This is a genomic window from Glycomyces salinus (assembly GCF_016428645.1).
In the GTDB taxonomy this organism is placed as follows: Bacteria; Actinomycetota; Actinomycetes; order Mycobacteriales; family Micromonosporaceae; genus Glycomyces; species Glycomyces salinus.
Window position 1 is genome coordinate 1 of sequence record NZ_JAELXW010000051.1, and the last position, 15,832, is coordinate 15,832.

Genomic DNA, 15,832 nt, shown 5'->3' on the forward strand with positions numbered 1-15,832 from the left:
GTCGCATCGTAGGGAGAGGGCACCGGGGAGGCGTAGGGGGCCCGGGCCCACACCCGCAGGCCGGTCACATCGAGCTTGGCGACCGCATAGGCGACCGCGTCCACCCGGGCCCTGCCGGACAGGGCCGCCTCGGCCAGGACCGTGAACTTGGCCCCCAGGCGCGCGATGCGAGCGACCTGACCGGCCAGGGCGTAGTTGAAGTCGAAGCACGAGGTCACCCAGTCCCGCAGACCCGAGTAGCCATCCTGGGTGCGGTGGTATCCGGCGCGCGTGTAGGCGATCGCCTCGGCCAGAGCGGCCGCTTCGAGTTCCCGGAGGCCTCCGGCGATGGTCTCAATCCGGGAGCGCATGGCTGCGGCGCCATCATGGGCCTTCGGGCCGGTGCGGGATGTGGGGTTCGAATCCGCCGTCATGATGCGCCTCCCTTCGATCAATCCTGCCGATCTGGCTCGTTTGTGCGATACATCAATAGTCCCAGACAAGAAGGGCTTTGCCATCACCCGCAAGGTTGGAGTGGTTTCATGTTTTGCCCACGCCAAGTCCACCATTCTCCCTGCGGCGCAGTCGATGTGCCCTCGGCACCGTTCACGCTCGACATCCGGCACACCGCAATCGCAGCAGCCCGGGGCCAATCAGCCCGAGGCACGCTACGGGCCCCAACCGTCCCTCCACTTTTTCGTCGCTGATCGCCTGAAGTCGGGCCCACCGCCGCCCGGCCACGAACAACGACCGGCCCCGCACGACGATCCCTGTGGCAAGCGGAAGCGCAGCGGCCCTGTGGGGATTCGGGAACCGCTGCGCTCAGTAGAGGTCGTAATGGTCCGCGCTGCACGGCGCGGACGGGATTCGGTAAGCGCTGAGCGGCCTCGTTCAGCAGGGCCGTGAACTGATCGGGAGTCATGGCCAGGACCGGGCTGGCGTCTCCGAGCTTGCTGTCACGCACCTGAAAGCTCCCGTCCTGCATCCGAACTTCGACGCAGTTGTTGCCGTCAGCTCCGCTGGCTTTGGCCTTGCGCCATGCGTTGTCAGTCACGTCGGAACTCCTTAATAGATCGTGCTTGCTCTTCGAAATGTGAGGTGAATCTCGCCAGGTACGCCTCGACTGCCGTTGGCTGGTCCTCATATCGAGCGCCAGAGATGTTCTCCGAGTACACCACGTCCGGGTCGTCCCCCTCGAATTCTATTACGGTGAACGGTCCTAGCAAGTAGGGCTGCGGCCCGTCCGAAGCCGGGAGGAACTTGATCGAGATTCCCGGTAGTTGATCTCGCTCTACCAGCAGATTTATCTGCTCCTCGTCGCAGCCTCCAAGCAGGCCGGTCTCCGGCATCATGAGCTGGACCTGCGGCATCTCAGCAAGTGACCAGAAGTCGGCCTGGCGCTCCATCCGAAGCGCTACCTTCTTGCGAGCCCGGTCTGGGCTCTCCAGCTTGTGCATCATGTTCGCGTAGCCCTCAGTCTGGAATAGGCCGTTGACCAGGTTGTCGAAGATGTAGATGCGGCTCGCATACCGCTCCAGGCTGAACAGCAGCGAGATGTCCCGGAACATGACCTCGGAGTACGGCTCCCACCACTCCTCGTCGTTCTCGGCCTTGAGGTACATCTGCTGGAGGTAGTACTTGTCCTGGCCGGCGAGACCGTACAGATCACACAGCGCGGCTATGTTGGCCAAGGTCAACTGCACCCGGTAGCCGTTCTCAAGCCTGGACATCTGGGCCTTGCTGCGCACGATCCCGGCCTCGATCGCGTCGAGCGCGGTCTTGCCCGCCCGCTTCCGCACTTCGACCAGGCGCCGCCCCAACTGGATGCGAAGAAACGTTCGATCCGCCATGTACACAGTGTCACATGCCACGAAACACCGAGTCACTATGGGGACTTGGTTCCAGTATTACCCCCGAATACTGGAACCGGCGCGTTCGCGTGTTTGGTCTTGCTCCGCCGCAACCTGGTCGCTTACCTTCGAATACACCGAGGCCACTATCGCGACTGACCTGGTGGCCCGGTCGGCCGGAGCGGCGGGTCCCATACCGATCCGCTTCCGGCAGTGAAGGTGACGGCCCTCCGGGATCGCGTGACTCTTGGCGGAGATGTGATCCCGGTGGGCCGTCTGGACCGCACGAGAAGGGAATGACTTCTCATGGGTACACCGAGCGTAGACGACGCTGCCCGAAAACCGCCAGACCACGCGATTCCGACCGACACCACGGCCGGGAGCGCCGACCGGGACCGGTCGGCATCTGCCTCACCGATCCCGTTGGGCCCGCCGCGATGACCGCCGGGCACGGCTCCCCGAATCCGATGTTCGATGCCGTCCGGCGCGAGACCTTCGGCGAGATCGAATACGAGGACACGGCCGGAACCGTCCTGTTCCGGCTGGAGGTGCGCCGCTTCTATCCGGGTGATCCGCCGCGCATCGCCTGGATCTACCGCGACCGGCTCTCGGTCGGTTTCGTCGCCGGGTTCTTCTCCGACTACCTGAAACCCAGCCTCCAACGCGACCGAGCCTGGTCCTCAGTCGACGACCCTGCCGTCATGCGGGAAGTCCTGTGGCTCTGGCGCGCTGCCGGATTCTCCTACTCGCTTCGCTTGGAGGAGCACTATGGACTCGCCTAGCCACCCAGTCGCATGGGAGCACGGCACCTTCACCGATGACCGCGACCTGTTCAGCGTCCGCTCGGCCAGCTCCGATCCGGGGACCGTCCGCGTCCACGCCGTAGGCGCGCCTCCGGCCGCGTACTTCGTGGTGGTGCTGACCGAAGTCGGCACACCCCGTGTGGACGCCGCTTGGTGCGGGTCCTGGTCCGAGCGCTCTACCGCCTGGAAGGCCGCGTTCCTGGGTTGGACCTTCCACATCTACTTCAACCGGCGGCCCCGGCCCTTCAGCGGCTGACGCCGGCCCCTGACACGGTGTCAGCGCCGGGACAGGGCCGCGACAGGTCCGGCGGTGAGAGTTGTCGTCATCAGGGGGAACGCCCCCGCGACACGACGACGAAGGACACGCATCATGACCACTGGCACCGCACCCTGGACCGGCCTGATTCCGACCGAGGACACCGCCCTGGCCTGCACCGACACCGGAGGCGACGGCACGCCGATCATCTACCTCAACGGCCAGTTCGCCACTCAGGGCTACTGGCGCAAAACCATCGACGAACTCGGACCCGAGTGGCGCCACATCACCTTCGACGAGCGCGGCCGCGGACGGAAGTCCAAGACCTCCTCGGACTATTCCTTCGAGGCCGCCGTCCGCGACGTGGACGCCGTCCTGGCCGCACGCGGCGTGGAACGGGCCGTGGTCGTCGGCTGGTCCTACGGGGCGGTCGTCGCCGCCCACTGGGTCCACCGGAATCCCGATCGCGCCATCGGCGCGGTCCTGGTCGACGGCTGCTTCCCGTACGACTGGATGGACGAGGCGATGGATCAGCGGATCCGCAAGCTGTTCAAGCGGATGCGCCCGGTCATGGCGCTGCTGCGCCCGACCGGCCTGACCCCGCGCCTCAATGCCGAGGAGCAGGCCGAGAGCAACATCGAGCTCGGTTGGCTCTCCCGTGCCGACACGTTGGGTCCGGTTCTGGACGCCGTCGAGGTTCCCACGCGGTACGTGGTCGCCTCGGGCACGTCGTTCGGCAGTAAGGGCGAGGAGCAGGAGCGGATCCGCACCAGTCTCGAGGGCGTGACGGCCCGCAACGCGAACATCGAGGTCGCCGCGAAGGTCCCGAGCAACCACGGCGCGATCCTCAGCAAGGACTTCCGCGCCGTCGCCGACGCGGCCCGCGAGGTCGCCGGGACCGGCGAGAAGCACCGCTAGTGTCCGGCAGGAGATCGGGCTTGCCTGTCGGCCGGTCGGGAAATAGGGTTTCAGGCGAGATTCTGGGAGGACTCCTATGGCCGATCCGTCGCTCGCTTCGATCGCTCAGCGCTACTTCGATCTGTATTTGGCCGACAGTCCGCTGTCGGCCTCGTTCTATGGGATTCCGGGGCACGACGACCGGCTGCCCGATCCGAGCAAGGAGGGCACCCGGGTGCGGTCGGCGCACCTGGCGGAGACTCGGGAGGCGTTGGAAGGCGTCGATGCCGAGGCTTTGGTCGGGCAGGATCGGATCACCTATTCGATGCTCGACCGCTTGGTACGGGACGAGTCCGGTGCCATCGAGGCGGCGCTGCACGAGGTCGGGGCCACCGCTTCGATCGCGGGGCCGGTCTCGCGGATGCTGTCGGCGGTTCCGAACGTGAGCCTGGACAGCGGGCGGCGGAGCCGGGACTACCTGGTGCGGCTCGGTGCCCTCGGGGACTACTTCGACGCAGTCCTGGAGCGGTACCGGGCCGCCGACGGCGAAGGCCGGCATCAGACCCGGCACGGGGTGCTCGCGGTCGTCGCCCAGATCGACGACTACCTGGACAGTCCGGTGGCGTCGGATTCGCTGCTGCGGCCCGAGCCGGCCGAAGTCGACGCCGACGCCTGGCGCGCCCAAGCGGCGGGGCTGGTCGAGGAGCGGGTGCGGCCGGCGCTGGCCCGCCTGCGGTCGGCGCTGGAGGCGGAGCTGCTGCCTTCGGCGCGGTCCGATGAGGAGGTCGGGGTGTGCCATGTCCCGGGAGGAGAGGCGGGGTATCTGGCGGCGGCGCGGCAGTTCACCACGACCGACTTGGCCCCTGAGGCGATCCACCAGATCGGTCTGGAGGCGGTCGAGCGGCTCCGCGCGGAGTTCTCCGAGATCGGGGCTCGGGCCCTGGGGACCGGTGATCCCGGCGAGGTCGTCTCCCGGCTGCGCGAGGATCCGTCGCTCCGCTATGAGACCGGCGAGGAGATCCTGGCGGACGTGACCGCCGCGCTCGGGAAGGCCGAGGCCGCGCTGCCGCGGGCCTTCCTCGACTACGACATCGCGCCCTGCGAGGTCCGCGAGGTGCCCGAGGCCGCGGCCAAGGGCTCCACGCTCGCCTACTACACGGTGCCCGCGCTGGACGGGTCCAGGCCGGGGATCCACTGGGTCAACACGTACGCGCCCGAGACGCGGACCCGGTTCGAGTACGAGGCGCTGGCGTTCCACGAGAGCGTGCCGGGCCACCACCTCCAGTTCGCGCTCGGCCAGACCCTCGACGGGCTGCCGATGTTCCGGCGGTTCTCGTACGTGACCGCGTTCGGCGAGGGCTGGGGGCTCTACACCGAGCGGCTGTGCGACGAGCTCGGGCTCTACAGCTCCGATCTGGCGCGGCTGGGGATGGTCTCGTTCGACGCCTGGCGGGCGTGCCGCCTGGTCGTCGACACCGGGATGCACGCCTTCGGGTGGTCCCGCGACAAGGCCATCGCGTTCATGAGGGGGAACACGGCGCTGTCCGAAGTGAACATCGCCAACGAGGTCGACCGGTACATCGCCTGGCCGGGTCAGGCCCTGGCCTACATGATCGGGCGCCGCCACATCGGCGAGCTGCGCGAGCGGGCCCGGCGCGAACTTGGTGCCGCGTTCGACCTGCGGCACTTCCACGACCGGATCCTCTCCAGCGGCTCCATTCCGCTGGAGACCATGACCGGCGTCGTGGAGGACTGGATCGCCGAGGCCGGGCGGTCCGCGTGACCTTCTGATATTCGTCGAGACCAATACGAACTAAACGGCGACAACCCGTGTGAGGGCTGCCACTCTTTCGGAGCGGCCGCGTTGCGGCCGATTGAACGTGATGTTTCGAAGGAGAAAGATCCATGTCCCTCACCTCTCCGCGGACCGAGGAGCGGATCAGCGAATCCGCCGGTCCCCGCCCCGGTGCAGGCGAGAAGCACTTGCCCACCACCCGCATCTGGGTCGGCCGCGCCCTCGGCCCGCTCCTGGCGCTCGCCGCCTACTTCCTCATCCCCGCCGACCCCATGCTCAGCCAGTCCGGGCGTGCCACCGCCGCCGTGGTGATCCTGGTGGCGGTGTGGTGGATGACCGAGGCGCTGCCGCTGGCGGCGACCGCGCTCGTCCCGATCGTCGCCCTGCCGCTGCTGGGCATCATGCCGCTGGCTGAAGCGACCTCCCCGTACGCCTCCCCCACGGTCTTCCTGTTCATGGGCGGGTTCATGATCGCGCTGGCGATGCAGAAGTGGAACCTGCATCTGCGCATCGCCCTGCTGACCATGCGCCTGATCGGCACCCACCCCCGCCGGATCGTCCTGGGCGTCATGATCGCCACGGCGTTCCTGTCCATGTGGGTCTCCAACACCGCCACGACCATGATGATGCTGCCGATCGGCATCAGCGTCCTGGCCATGGCCGCCAAGCCGACCGACGCCGAGAACGAGGACGGACAGGGTGAGGCCGACCCGGCCGTCAAGCGCTTCGGCGTCACCCTCATGCTCGCGATCGCCTTCTCGGCCACCATCGGAGGACTGTCCACCCTCATCGGCAGCCCGCCCAACCTGATCCTGGCCGGCTTCGTCGAGCAGGAGTACGGCATGAGCATCAACTTCGCCGACTGGATGAAGATCGGCGTCCCGCTCTCGGCGGTCTTCCTGGTCATCGCCTGGCTGCTGCTGACCCGCGTCATCTTCCCGGTGAAGCTCACCGAGATCGCCGGCGGCCGGTCGGTCATCACCGACCACCTCAAGAGCCTGGGCCGCATGTCCCGGGGCGAATGGATCGTCCTGGCCGTGTTCGTCTGCACCGCGCTGCTGTGGGTCTTCCAGGACATGATCAAGGGCTCGGAGGAGATCGCGTCGGCGCTGCCGTTCGTCCAGTACCTGGGCGACCCCAACATCGCCATCGCCGCCGGGATCGCGCTGTTCCTCATCCCGGTGAAGGCGCGGAGGGCCGAGTTCGCCCTGGACTGGAAGACCGTCCAGAGCGGCATCCCGTGGGGCGTGCTGCTGCTGTTCGGCGGCGGATTGGCGATCGCGGCCGCAGTCCAGCGCACCGGGCTCAGCGAGTACATCGGCGCCCAGGTCGGCGGCCTCGGGACGCTGCCGACGATCCTGCTGGTCGCCGCGATCTGCGTGATCGTCCTGCTGCTGACCGAGCTGACCAGCAACACCGCCACCGCCGCCACCTTCCTGCCGGTCCTGGGCGGGGTCGCCGTCGGCATCGGGGTCGACCCGCTGCTGCTGCTGGTCCCGGCGGCCTTCGCCGCCACCTGCTCGTTCATGCTCCCGGTCGGCACCCCGCCGAACGCGATCGTGTTCGGCTCCGGCCAGGTCGCGATGGGCCAAATGGTCCGCGCCGGGTTCTGGCTCAACCTGGTCGGGGTCGTGCTCATCACCGCGGCGGTGTACCTGCTCGGAGGCCCGGTGCTGGGCATCGCCTTCTAGCAGAATGGGACCGTGAAGTTCAAGCCGGCCCGACCGAGCGTCGCGAGCCAGATCCTCGCGCTCCAGGCGGCCGTGGTCGCGGTCCTCCTGGTCGTCGGCGCCACCTTCGTCTATCTGGAGGCGAGGCGTGGCGCCGAGGCCACCGCCACCGCCGAGGTGCGGGACCTGGCCGTGTCCCTGGCGGCGCTGCCGGACGTGACCGAGGCCGTCGAGACCGAAGACCCGGGGCCGCGGCTGCGAGACATCGCCGCCGCCGTGGACGGGGCCGCCGGCGTCGACTTCGTGGTCTTCATGGACACCGACCGGACCCGGTACACCCACCCCGACCCCGAGCAGATCGGCCGGGACTACATCGGCACCATCGCCCCGGCCCTCGAAGGCCGGGTCCACACCGAGACCTACACCGGCACGCTCGGGCCGTCGGTGCGGGCCGTGGCCCCCATCGAGGATTCGCGCGGCGAGGTCGCGGCGCTGGTGTCGGTGGGCATCCTCCAGGAGAACATCGGCGGCGAGCTGCGCCGCCGCCTGCCGCAGCTGCTGGGACTGGCGCTGCTGGTGCTGCTGGTATCGATGGCCGGGACGTGGGCGATCGGGCGGCGGCTGCGCCGCCAGACCCTCGGGCTCGGACCGGCCGAGATCACCCGCATGTACCAGCTCCACGACGCGACGCTGCATTCGGTGCGCTCGGGACTGGTCGTGGTCGACGGCGGCCGGATCGTCGTCGCCAACGACGAGGCGCTGCGGCTGCTCGGCCTGCCCGAGGACTACGCGGACCGGCCCGTCGAGGAGCTGGGCCTGACCGGGACCGTGGCCGAGCTGCTGGCCTCCGGCAGGCGAGCCGACGACGAGCTGCACGTCCACGGCGACCTCGTGCTCGTGGCCAACCAGCGCCCGGCGGTGAAGGACGGCCGCGCCCTCGGCACGCTCGCGACCTTCCGCGACCACACCGAACTCCAGGCGCTCACCGGCGAGCTGGACTCGGTGCGCGGCTTCGCCGAGGCCCTGCGCGCGCAGGCCCACGAGTCGTCCAACCGGCTCCACTCCATGGTCACCATGATCGAGCTCGGCCACTCCGATCGCGCCGTCGAGTTCGCCACGACCGAACTGGCGACCACGCAGCAGCTGGTGGACGGGATCGTCTCGCGCGTCAGCGAGCCCGCGCTGGCCGCGCTGCTGCTCGGCAAGGCGTACCAGGCCGGTGAGAAGGGCATCGAGTTCGCCGTCGAGGGCAGTTCGGCCGACGGCGGCGGCATCGAACCGAGGGACCTGATCACCCTGGCGGGCAACCTGGTCGACAACGCCATGGACGCGGCCACGGCCGGATCTCCACCCCGGGCGGTGACCGTCTCGATCCACCAGGACGAGCGGGCGCTGACGCTGCGCGTGGGCGACTCGGGGCCGGGCCTGGCCACCGACCGGCCCGAGGAGATCTTCGAGCGCGGCTGGTCGACCAAGACCGACGACCGGACGCACGGGCGCGGCCTGGGGCTGGCGCTGGTGCGGCAGGTCATCGACCGCTACGGTGGCTCGGTCGCAGTCGAGACCGAGCCGGGCACGGCCTTCACGGTCCGTCTGCCGAGGCCGGAGGGGAGGGACGGGTCGTGATCGAGACGCTCGTGGTCGAGGACGAGCCGCATCTGGCCGCCGCTCATGCGCAGTATGTGGAGCGGGTGCCGGGCTTCGTCGCGGCCGGGTCGGTCCATTCGGGGCGGGAAGCGCTGGAGTTCCTGCATCGGACGGGCGCCGATCTGGTGCTGCTGGATTTCTACCTGCCCGATATGTCGGGGCTGGAGGTGTGCCGGGGACTGCGGGCCAACGGCGTGGAGGTGGACATCATCGCGGTCACCTCGGCGCGGGACGCGGCGACGGTGCGGGCGGCGGTGGCGCACGGGGTGGTGCTGTACCTGATCAAGCCGTTCACGTTCGCGGCGTTCCGGGAGAAGCTGGGGGCCTATGCGGCCTACCGAGGGCGCCTGACCGGTTCGGACACGGCCCAGCACGAGGTGGACCTGGCGTTCTCGGCGCTGCGGACCAGCTCCGGCGGGCCGCTTCCCAAGGGGCTCAGCGGGGACACGCTCTCGGCGGTGGTGGAGGCGTTGCGGGAGGCCGGTGAGCCGCGGTCGGCCAGCGAGGTCGCCGAGGGTGTGGGGATCGCGCGGGTGACCGCGCGCCGCTACTTGGAGCTGCTGGCCGACCGCGGGATGGTCGAGCGGCAACCGCGTTACGGAGGAGCCGGGCGCCCCGAGCACGGTTACCGGTTGGTGGATTAGGGCTTCGAGGGGTCTAGATCGGCCCGCGGTGGAGCCATTCGGATATCTCCGGGGTGGTCAGTTCGTTGACTCGGGCTCGGTAGCGCTCCAGGTCGTTCTCGTCGAGCAGGTCCTTCCATTCGCCGCTGGAGCCTTTGCGGAAGAACTCGGTCTTGTCCTTCCAGATGGTGTTCTCCGGGGCTAGGGTCTCGGACTTGGCGCGCACCTGGTCGAAGGTGGCGGCCTCGACCAGTCCGGGCCAGAGGTGGCCGTCGATCTCGATGTCGAGTGCGGCGGCGATGCGGCGCATCTGGCCTTCGAGGTCGGCTTTCATGTCGGCGTAGTGGAGCAGGAGGACGTTGGGTTCGTTCCGCCGCTCCCAGAAGCCGCCCACGTGCCGGAGCATGCCTTCGAGGCTGATGAGGAGGTCGTCGGATTCGGCCCAGTTCCAGAAGCGCTCGTGGAGGGTCGGGGCGGGCTCGGGGCCAGTGATCTCGGCTTCGTCGGGCGGCATGGTGGCGGCGCGGATCTCCATGACGCGGTCCCAGTTCATGTTGGCCATGTGGAAGTCCATTGAGATGCCGGCGTCGCGGGAGTCTCGGCCGACCGAGATGTAGGTGACCCGTTCGTCGATGGGGAGTCCGTCGAGCGGGGTGTGGCTCTTCATGAAGCGGCGGTGGTCCTGGGCTTCGAGAGCGGCGGTGATGTGGTCGATGGTGTGCCAGTAGGCGTCGACCCAGTAGGAGAGCTCGTCGAGGGGTCTGGGGAGTTCGGTGGTGCCGAAGACGAGCAGGCCGCAGATGATCTGGGTCCAGGTGGTGCCGCATTTGGCGGGGGTGGTGATGACGATGTCGCCTTCGCGGAGTTCGACCTCTTCCCAGCGGGCGTTGTCCTGGAGCAGGTTCTTGTATCGGACGGGGGGTGGCTTTGTCACGCTGTTTCTCCTTGCGTGAGAAGGGTAATGGGGAGTTTCCGGTTGGCGCGGTCCGACCGCTGCCGCCTACGCTACGGGTGACGTGATGATCACGCAAGGAAATGATCTTCGGCGTTCCGCACGGATCAGTGGAGAACGTCACGGTACGCGTTCGGCCCTTCCGCCGAGGCGGCAATTAGGTTAGGCTAACCTGCGCACCCCACCGGTGAATGCGACCGAACCGGCCATGAAAGGACGTAACCTCCGTGCCGAAGAGCGCCGCTCCCACCCTCCTGAACCGAGACTCGGCCTCCCAGTACCGCCGCCTCGTGTCCCAAGTGTCCGGACACGTCGCCGAGCGGCTCGCCTCCGTCGACCGGCCCTGGACCGGTATCACCCCGGCCGAGCTGCGGCCGGTGGTCGACGCGGTCGACCTCGACCGGCCGCTGCCGGACTTCGAGGCCGCCCTCGACGAGCTCGGCGAGCTCTATCTGCGCGACGCCGTCTGGTTCCACCACCCGCGATACCTGGCGCATCTGAACTGCCCGGTCGTGCTCCCGGCCGTGGCCGCCGAGACGATCCTCGCCTCGGTCAACACCTCGGTGGACACTTGGGACCAGAGCGCCGGGGGCACTTTCATCGAGCAGCGCCTGATCGACTGGACGGCCGGGCGGGTCGGGCTCGGTCCCGACGCCGACGGGGTGTTCACCTCCGGTGGGACGCAGTCGAACCTGCAGGCGCTGCTGCTGGCGCGGGACGAGGCGGTCGAGAACGTCGTCAAGAACAGCGCCGAGCCGCTGCGCTCGGTCGAGGCGCTGCCGCGGCTGCGCCTGTTCGCCTCCGCGCACAGCCACTTCAGCGTCGTCAAGGCCGCCCGGCTGCTCGGGCTCGGCGAGGACGCGGTGATCACCGTCGCCGCCGACGACCGGTACCGGATGAACCCGGCCGCGCTTGACGGGGCCATCGAGAACTGCCGGGCCGACGGGCTGGTCCCGGCCGGGGTCGTGGCCACGGCCGGGACCACCGACTTCGGTTCGATCGACCCGCTGGAGCCGATCGCCGAGGTGTGCGAGGCCCACCGGGTGTGGATGCACGTCGACGCGGCTTACGGCTGCGGCCTGCTGGTCTCGCCGACCCGGCGGGGCCTGCTGGCCGGGATCGAGCGCGCCGACTCGGTGACCGTGGACTACCACAAGTCGTTCTTCCAGCCGGTGAGCTCGTCGGCGGTGCTGGTGCGGGACCGCTCGAGCCTGCGGCACGTCACCCACCACGCCGACTACCTGAATCCGGCCGAGGGCATGTTCCCCAATCAGGTCGACAAGAGCCTCCAGACCACGCGCCGCCTGGACGCGCTGAAGCTGTGGATGACGCTGCGGGCGCTGGGTCCCGACGCGGTCGGCGGCATGTTCGACGCGGCCTGCGACCTGGCCGGCCAGGTGTGGGAGCACCTGGAGGCCGATCCGCGGTTCGAGACCGCCGCTCCGGCCTCGGAGCTGTCGACGGTGCTGTTCCGGCTGGCCGGGGGCGACGATGAGGTGCAGCGGCTGGCGCGGGAGGCGGTGGCCGCCGCCGGGGAGGGCATGGTCGCGGCCACGCGCGTCGAGGGCCGCACCGCGCTCAAGTTGACGCTGCTCAACCCGGAGACGCGCCTGTCCGACATCGGGCCCGTGCTCGACGCGCTCGACCGCCACGCGACCCGCATCAAGGAGGACCGATGATCCGCGACTTCATCGGCATCGGCCTGGGGCCGTTCAATCTCGGTCTCGCGTGCCTGACCGACCCGATCGAGGACCTGGACGGTATCTTCCTGGAGCGCAAGGCGAACGTGGACTGGCATCCGGGGATGCTCGTGGAGGGCACGACCATGCAGGTGCCGTTCATGGCCGACCTGGTGACCCTGGCCGATCCGACCAGCCCGTACTCGTTCCTGAACTACCTCAAGGAGCACGGACGGATCTACCCGTTCTACATCCGCGAGTCGTTCTTCCAGTTGCGCGCCGAGTTCCAGGACTACCTGCGGTGGGCGGCCTCGAAGCTGGACAATCTGCGCTTCGAGCGCGAGGTCGTGGCCGTGGAGTACTCGGGCGGGGTCTACGAGGTCCGCAGCACCGGCCCCGGCGGCGAGCGGGTCGACCGCGCCCGGCGCCTGGTGATCGGGACCGGGACCCCGCCGTGGGTGCCGCCGGCGTGCCGGGGCCTGGAGGGCGGGATCGTCTGCCACTCCTCGTCGTACATGCGGCATCGCGAGCGGCTGCGCGAGTGCGACAGCGTCACCGTGGTCGGCTCGGGGCAGAGCGCGGCCGAGATCTACCGGGACCTGCTGGCCGACATCGAGACCGGCTACCGGCTCGACTGGGTGACCAGGTCGCCGCGGTTCTTCCCGCTGGAGTACACCAAGTTGACGCTGGAGATGACCAGTCCGGACTATGTGGACTACTTCCACTCGCTGCCTGCGGCCAAGCGCGACGAGTTGAACGCCTCGCACAAATCGCTCTACAAGGGCATCAACTCCGAGGACATCAACGAGATCTACGACCTGCTGTACCGCAAGAGGTTCGAGCTCGGCGAGGTGCCGACGCGGCTGCTGACCAACTGCACGGTCGAGAAGGCCGTCGACGGTGACCGGATCGTGCTCGGCCTCAGGCAGCACGAGCAGGACCGGGACTTCGAGCTGCGCACCGAGGGCCTGGTGCTGGCGACCGGCTACAGCCATACGGTGCCGGAGTTCCTGGAGCCGGTCCGCGACCGGCTGCGGTTCGACGCGTGCGGGCGCCTGGAGGCGGCCCGCGACTACAGTGTGGACGCCGCCGGGGCCGGTGAGGTGTTCGTGCAGAACGCCGAGCTGTCGACGCACGGGTTCGTCACGCCGGACCTGGGCATGGCCGCCTACCGCAACTCGTGGATCATCCGGGCGATGACCGGCCGCGAGGTGTACCCGATCGAGCGCGGCATCGCCTTCCAGGAGTTCGCCGCCCCGGAGGACGGACGTTGATGTGCGCACCCGAATCCCACTACTATCTGCATCAGACACTCGGCGATTTCGGTCTGCGCCCGGTCGATCCGGCCACGGACTCCCCGCTGCTGCACGAATGGGTCACCGATCCGAAGGCGAAGTACTGGATGATGCAGGATGCGGGCGTCGCCGACGTGTGGGCCGAGCACGAGGCCATCGCCGCCAGCGATCACCACTTCGCCTACCTGGGCCTGCACCGCTATCGGGCCAGGTTCCTGGTGGAGGTGTACGACCCGGCCCGGTCCGAGCTGGCCGAGGTGTACTCGCCCGAGCCGGGCGACGTGGGCATGCACGTGCTGACCGCCCCGGCCGAGCGGCCGATCCCCGGCTTCACGCGGGGGGTCATGACCGCGGTGATGGACCTGCTGTTCAACGGGTTCGAAGCGAAGCGGGCGGTGGTGGAGCCGGATGCGGAGAACGGGCCGATCCACCGGTTGAACGAGTACGTCGGTTTCCGCGCCGAGCGGACCGTGGAACTGAAGGACAAGCGGGCGCTGCTGAGTTTCTGCACTCGGGCCGATTTCGAGGCGTCCGCGGCGAAGGGGGCCGACCTGTGAACGCGATAGAACACCTGGACCAGCGGACTTGGGAGCGGGCGACCAGGACGCTGCTGGCGAAGGCGATCGGCGAGTTCGCGCACGAGCGGCTGCTGGTGCCGGTGCGCGAGGGCGCGGCCTATTCGCTGACCGGCTCTGGCGACCGCTACCGGTTCACCGCGGCGAGGCTGCGGCTCGACCACTGGGCGGTCGATCCGGACTCGATCCGGCGCGAGACGCCGGACGGGTCGCCGCTGGAGTTGGACGCGGCCGAGTTCTTCGTGTCGTTCCAGGGCGAGCTGGGGTTGAGCGAGGAGGTCCTGCCGGTCTACCTGGAGGAGGTCGCCAGCACCGTCAACCGGGGCGCGTTCCAGGCGCACGGCGACCAGCCGACCTCGGACGAGCTGGTGGAGGCGGGCTTCCAACAGATCGAGGCGGCCATGACCGGCGGGCATCCGTGCTTCGTGGCCGGGTCGGGCCGGCTGGGCTTCACCTCGGAGGACTACCTGGCGTACGCGCCGGAGGCGGGCGCGGGGACACGGCTGCTGTGGGTGGCCGCGCCGCGGGAGCACGCGGTGTTCGCCGCCGCCCCGGGACTGGACTTCGCGTGGCTGCTGGAGACGCAGCTCGACGCCGATTCGCGCGAGTACTTCGCGTCGATGCTGACCGACCGGGGCCTGTCGTTCGACGACGTGTTCCTGATCCCGGTGCACCCGTGGCAGTGGCACAACAAGATCTCGGTGACGTTCGCGGCCGAGATCGCCGCCGGGCGGCTGATCCTGCTCGGCGAGGGCCACGACGAGTACCAGGCGCAGCAGTCGATCCGGACGTTCTTCAACCGGACCCGGCCGGGCGCCGACTACGTCAAGACCGCGCTGTCGGTGCTGAACATGGGCTTCATGCGGGGCCTGTCGGCCGAGTACATGGAGGTCACCCCGGCCATCTGCGAGTTCGTGGCCGACCTGGTGCACGGCGACGAGACGCTCAAGGGCGCCGGAGTGACCGTGCTGCGCGAGCGGGCCGCGGTCGGCTACCGGCACCCGGTCTACACCGCGAGCGCGCCGAAGGGCTCGCCGTACCGCAAGATGCTGGCGGGCCTGTGGCGCGAGAGCCCGGTGCCGTTCCTCGCCGAGGGCGAGCGGGCCGCGACCATGGCCTCGCTGCTGCACGTCGACGCCGAGGGCAGGTCGTTCGCGTCGGCGCTGATCGAGCGGTCCGGGCTGGACGCGGCCGAGTGGCTGCGCCGGTACCTGGACGCCTACCTGGTGCCGCTGGCGCACTGCTTCTACCGGTATGGACTGGTGTTCATGCCGCACGGCGAGAACGTGATCCTGGCGCTCAAGGACGGCGCGGTGGAGCGGGTCTTCCTCAAGGACATCGGGGAGGAGTGCGCGGTGCTCGACGAGTCCACGCCGGTGCCCGAGGAGATCGGCCGCATCCGGGCCGAGGTCCCCGATGACGTGCGAACGCTGTCGATCCTGACCGATGTGGTCGACTGCTTCCTGCGGTTCCTGTCCGCGCTGCTGCACACCGACGGGGTCTTGGACGAGTCGGAGTTCTGGCGAATCGCGGCGGCGGCGGTCAAGGACTACCAGGCCGCCCATCCCGAACTCGGGGCCGAGTTCGACAGGTTCCCGCTGTTCGCGGACTCGTTCACGCTCTCGTGCCTGAACCGGTTGCAGCTCAAGAACAACCAGCAGATGGTGAACCTGGAGAACCAGGAGGAGAGCCTGATCTACGCCGGGAAGCTGGACAACCCCTTGGCCGAGTGGCGTTGACCGGCAAGAGGCGCGCGATCTTACGTCCAATGCGGACGACATGAGAAAGGCCGCTCAGCCGGTCCTCCTGGA

General features: G+C 68.9%; 15 protein-coding genes. 11 read left to right on the forward strand and 4 right to left on the reverse strand.

The window, feature by feature from the left end; all coding sequences use genetic code 11:
* From JFB92_RS14910 to JFB92_RS14920, 3 genes are all read right to left on the reverse strand, one after another.
* On the reverse strand, window positions 1-350 hold a 350-nt coding region (locus tag JFB92_RS14910; protein ID WP_199040313.1), incomplete at its 3' end, for a hypothetical protein.
* Between the two features lie 146 nt (window positions 351-496).
* Complete coding sequence (locus JFB92_RS14915; RefSeq protein ID WP_199040316.1) at window positions 497-1,123, reverse strand: DUF397 domain-containing protein; 627 nt, start codon at window positions 1,121-1,123, stop codon at window positions 497-499.
* Complete coding sequence (locus JFB92_RS14920; protein ID WP_199040320.1) at window positions 1,026-1,829, reverse strand: Scr1 family TA system antitoxin-like transcriptional regulator; 804 nt, start codon at window positions 1,827-1,829, stop codon at window positions 1,026-1,028. Before JFB92_RS14920 ends, JFB92_RS14915 begins: the two co-directional genes overlap by 98 nt.
* 437 nt (window positions 1,830-2,266) lie before the next feature.
* On the opposite strand from JFB92_RS14920, the gene JFB92_RS14925 reads away from it, so the two are divergent.
* The 7 genes from JFB92_RS14925 (at window position 2,267) to JFB92_RS26645 (ending at window position 9,541) form a co-directional block, all read left to right on the forward strand.
* Entirely contained in the window at window positions 2,267-2,611 is a 345-nt protein-coding gene (locus JFB92_RS14925; protein ID WP_199040324.1) for a hypothetical protein, read from the forward strand.
* Window positions 2,598-2,888, forward strand: coding sequence for a hypothetical protein (locus JFB92_RS14930; protein ID WP_199040327.1), 291 nt, complete (start codon window positions 2,598-2,600; stop codon window positions 2,886-2,888). Before JFB92_RS14925 ends, JFB92_RS14930 begins: the two co-directional genes overlap by 14 nt.
* Window positions 2,889-3,002: 114 nt before the next feature.
* Entirely contained in the window at window positions 3,003-3,806 is an 804-nt protein-coding gene (locus tag JFB92_RS14935; RefSeq protein ID WP_199040330.1) for an alpha/beta fold hydrolase, read from the forward strand.
* 76 nt (window positions 3,807-3,882) lie between these two features.
* Entirely contained in the window at window positions 3,883-5,568 is a 1,686-nt protein-coding gene (locus JFB92_RS14940) for a DUF885 domain-containing protein (RefSeq protein ID WP_199040333.1), read from the forward strand.
* A gap of 122 nt (window positions 5,569-5,690) precedes the next feature.
* Window positions 5,691-7,271, forward strand: coding sequence for an SLC13 family permease (locus JFB92_RS14945; protein ID WP_199040336.1), 1,581 nt, complete (start codon window positions 5,691-5,693; stop codon window positions 7,269-7,271).
* 12 nt (window positions 7,272-7,283) lie between these two features.
* Window positions 7,284-8,876 carry a sensor histidine kinase gene (locus JFB92_RS14950; RefSeq protein ID WP_199040339.1) on the forward strand — a complete coding sequence of 531 codons (1,593 nt, stop codon included), beginning with the start codon at window positions 7,284-7,286 and terminating at the stop codon, window positions 8,874-8,876.
* Complete coding sequence (locus JFB92_RS26645; protein ID WP_199040343.1) at window positions 8,873-9,541, forward strand: response regulator; 669 nt, start codon at window positions 8,873-8,875, stop codon at window positions 9,539-9,541. The genes JFB92_RS14950 and JFB92_RS26645 overlap by 4 nt, the downstream gene beginning before the upstream one ends.
* Before the next feature lie 13 nt (window positions 9,542-9,554).
* Here the strand turns inward: JFB92_RS26645 and JFB92_RS14960 are convergent, their stop codons facing one another.
* Window positions 9,555-10,454, reverse strand: a complete 900-nt coding sequence (locus JFB92_RS14960; protein ID WP_199040346.1) for a sulfotransferase domain-containing protein — start codon at window positions 10,452-10,454, stop codon at window positions 9,555-9,557.
* A gap of 245 nt (window positions 10,455-10,699) precedes the next feature.
* Between JFB92_RS14960 and JFB92_RS14965 the strand changes: the two genes are divergently transcribed.
* The 4 genes from JFB92_RS14965 to JFB92_RS14980 are packed head-to-tail and all read left to right on the forward strand — an operon-like array spanning window position 10,700 to window position 15,760.
* Window positions 10,700-12,151 carry a pyridoxal phosphate-dependent decarboxylase family protein gene (locus tag JFB92_RS14965; RefSeq protein ID WP_199040349.1) on the forward strand — a complete coding sequence of 484 codons (1,452 nt, stop codon included), beginning with the start codon at window positions 10,700-10,702 and terminating at the stop codon, window positions 12,149-12,151.
* On the forward strand, window positions 12,148-13,425 hold the full coding sequence (locus JFB92_RS14970; protein ID WP_199040352.1) for a lysine N(6)-hydroxylase/L-ornithine N(5)-oxygenase family protein: 1,278 nt from the start codon (window positions 12,148-12,150) through the stop codon (window positions 13,423-13,425). Before JFB92_RS14965 ends, JFB92_RS14970 begins: the two co-directional genes overlap by 4 nt.
* Window positions 13,425-14,003, forward strand: coding sequence for a GNAT family N-acetyltransferase (locus JFB92_RS14975; protein WP_199040354.1), 579 nt, complete (start codon window positions 13,425-13,427; stop codon window positions 14,001-14,003). The genes JFB92_RS14970 and JFB92_RS14975 overlap by 1 nt, the downstream gene beginning before the upstream one ends.
* On the forward strand, window positions 14,000-15,760 hold the full coding sequence (locus tag JFB92_RS14980; RefSeq protein ID WP_199040357.1) for an IucA/IucC family protein: 1,761 nt from the start codon (window positions 14,000-14,002) through the stop codon (window positions 15,758-15,760). Before JFB92_RS14975 ends, JFB92_RS14980 begins: the two co-directional genes overlap by 4 nt.
* Window positions 15,761-15,832: the final 72 nt, after the last annotated feature.

What these genes read in the sequence shown, in the direction of transcription:
- JFB92_RS14915 (WP_199040316.1), bottom strand. Translation starts at nt 1,123, where the DNA reads ATGAGGACCAGCCAACGGCAGTCGAGGCGTACCTGGCGAGATTCACCT.
- JFB92_RS14920 (WP_199040320.1), bottom strand. Translation starts at nt 1,829, where the DNA reads ATGGCGGATCGAACGTTTCTTCGCATCCAGTTGGGGCGGCGCCTGGTC.
- JFB92_RS14925 (WP_199040324.1), top strand. Translation starts at nt 2,267, where the DNA reads ATGACCGCCGGGCACGGCTCCCCGAATCCGATGTTCGATGCCGTCCGG.
- JFB92_RS14930 (WP_199040327.1), top strand. Translation starts at nt 2,598, where the DNA reads ATGGACTCGCCTAGCCACCCAGTCGCATGGGAGCACGGCACCTTCACC.
- JFB92_RS14935 (WP_199040330.1), top strand. Translation starts at nt 3,003, where the DNA reads ATGACCACTGGCACCGCACCCTGGACCGGCCTGATTCCGACCGAGGAC.
- JFB92_RS14940 (WP_199040333.1), top strand. Translation starts at nt 3,883, where the DNA reads ATGGCCGATCCGTCGCTCGCTTCGATCGCTCAGCGCTACTTCGATCTG.
- JFB92_RS14945 (WP_199040336.1), top strand. Translation starts at nt 5,691, where the DNA reads ATGTCCCTCACCTCTCCGCGGACCGAGGAGCGGATCAGCGAATCCGCC.
- JFB92_RS14970 (WP_199040352.1), top strand. Translation starts at nt 12,148, where the DNA reads ATGATCCGCGACTTCATCGGCATCGGCCTGGGGCCGTTCAATCTCGGT.
- JFB92_RS14975 (WP_199040354.1), top strand. Translation starts at nt 13,425, where the DNA reads ATGTGCGCACCCGAATCCCACTACTATCTGCATCAGACACTCGGCGAT.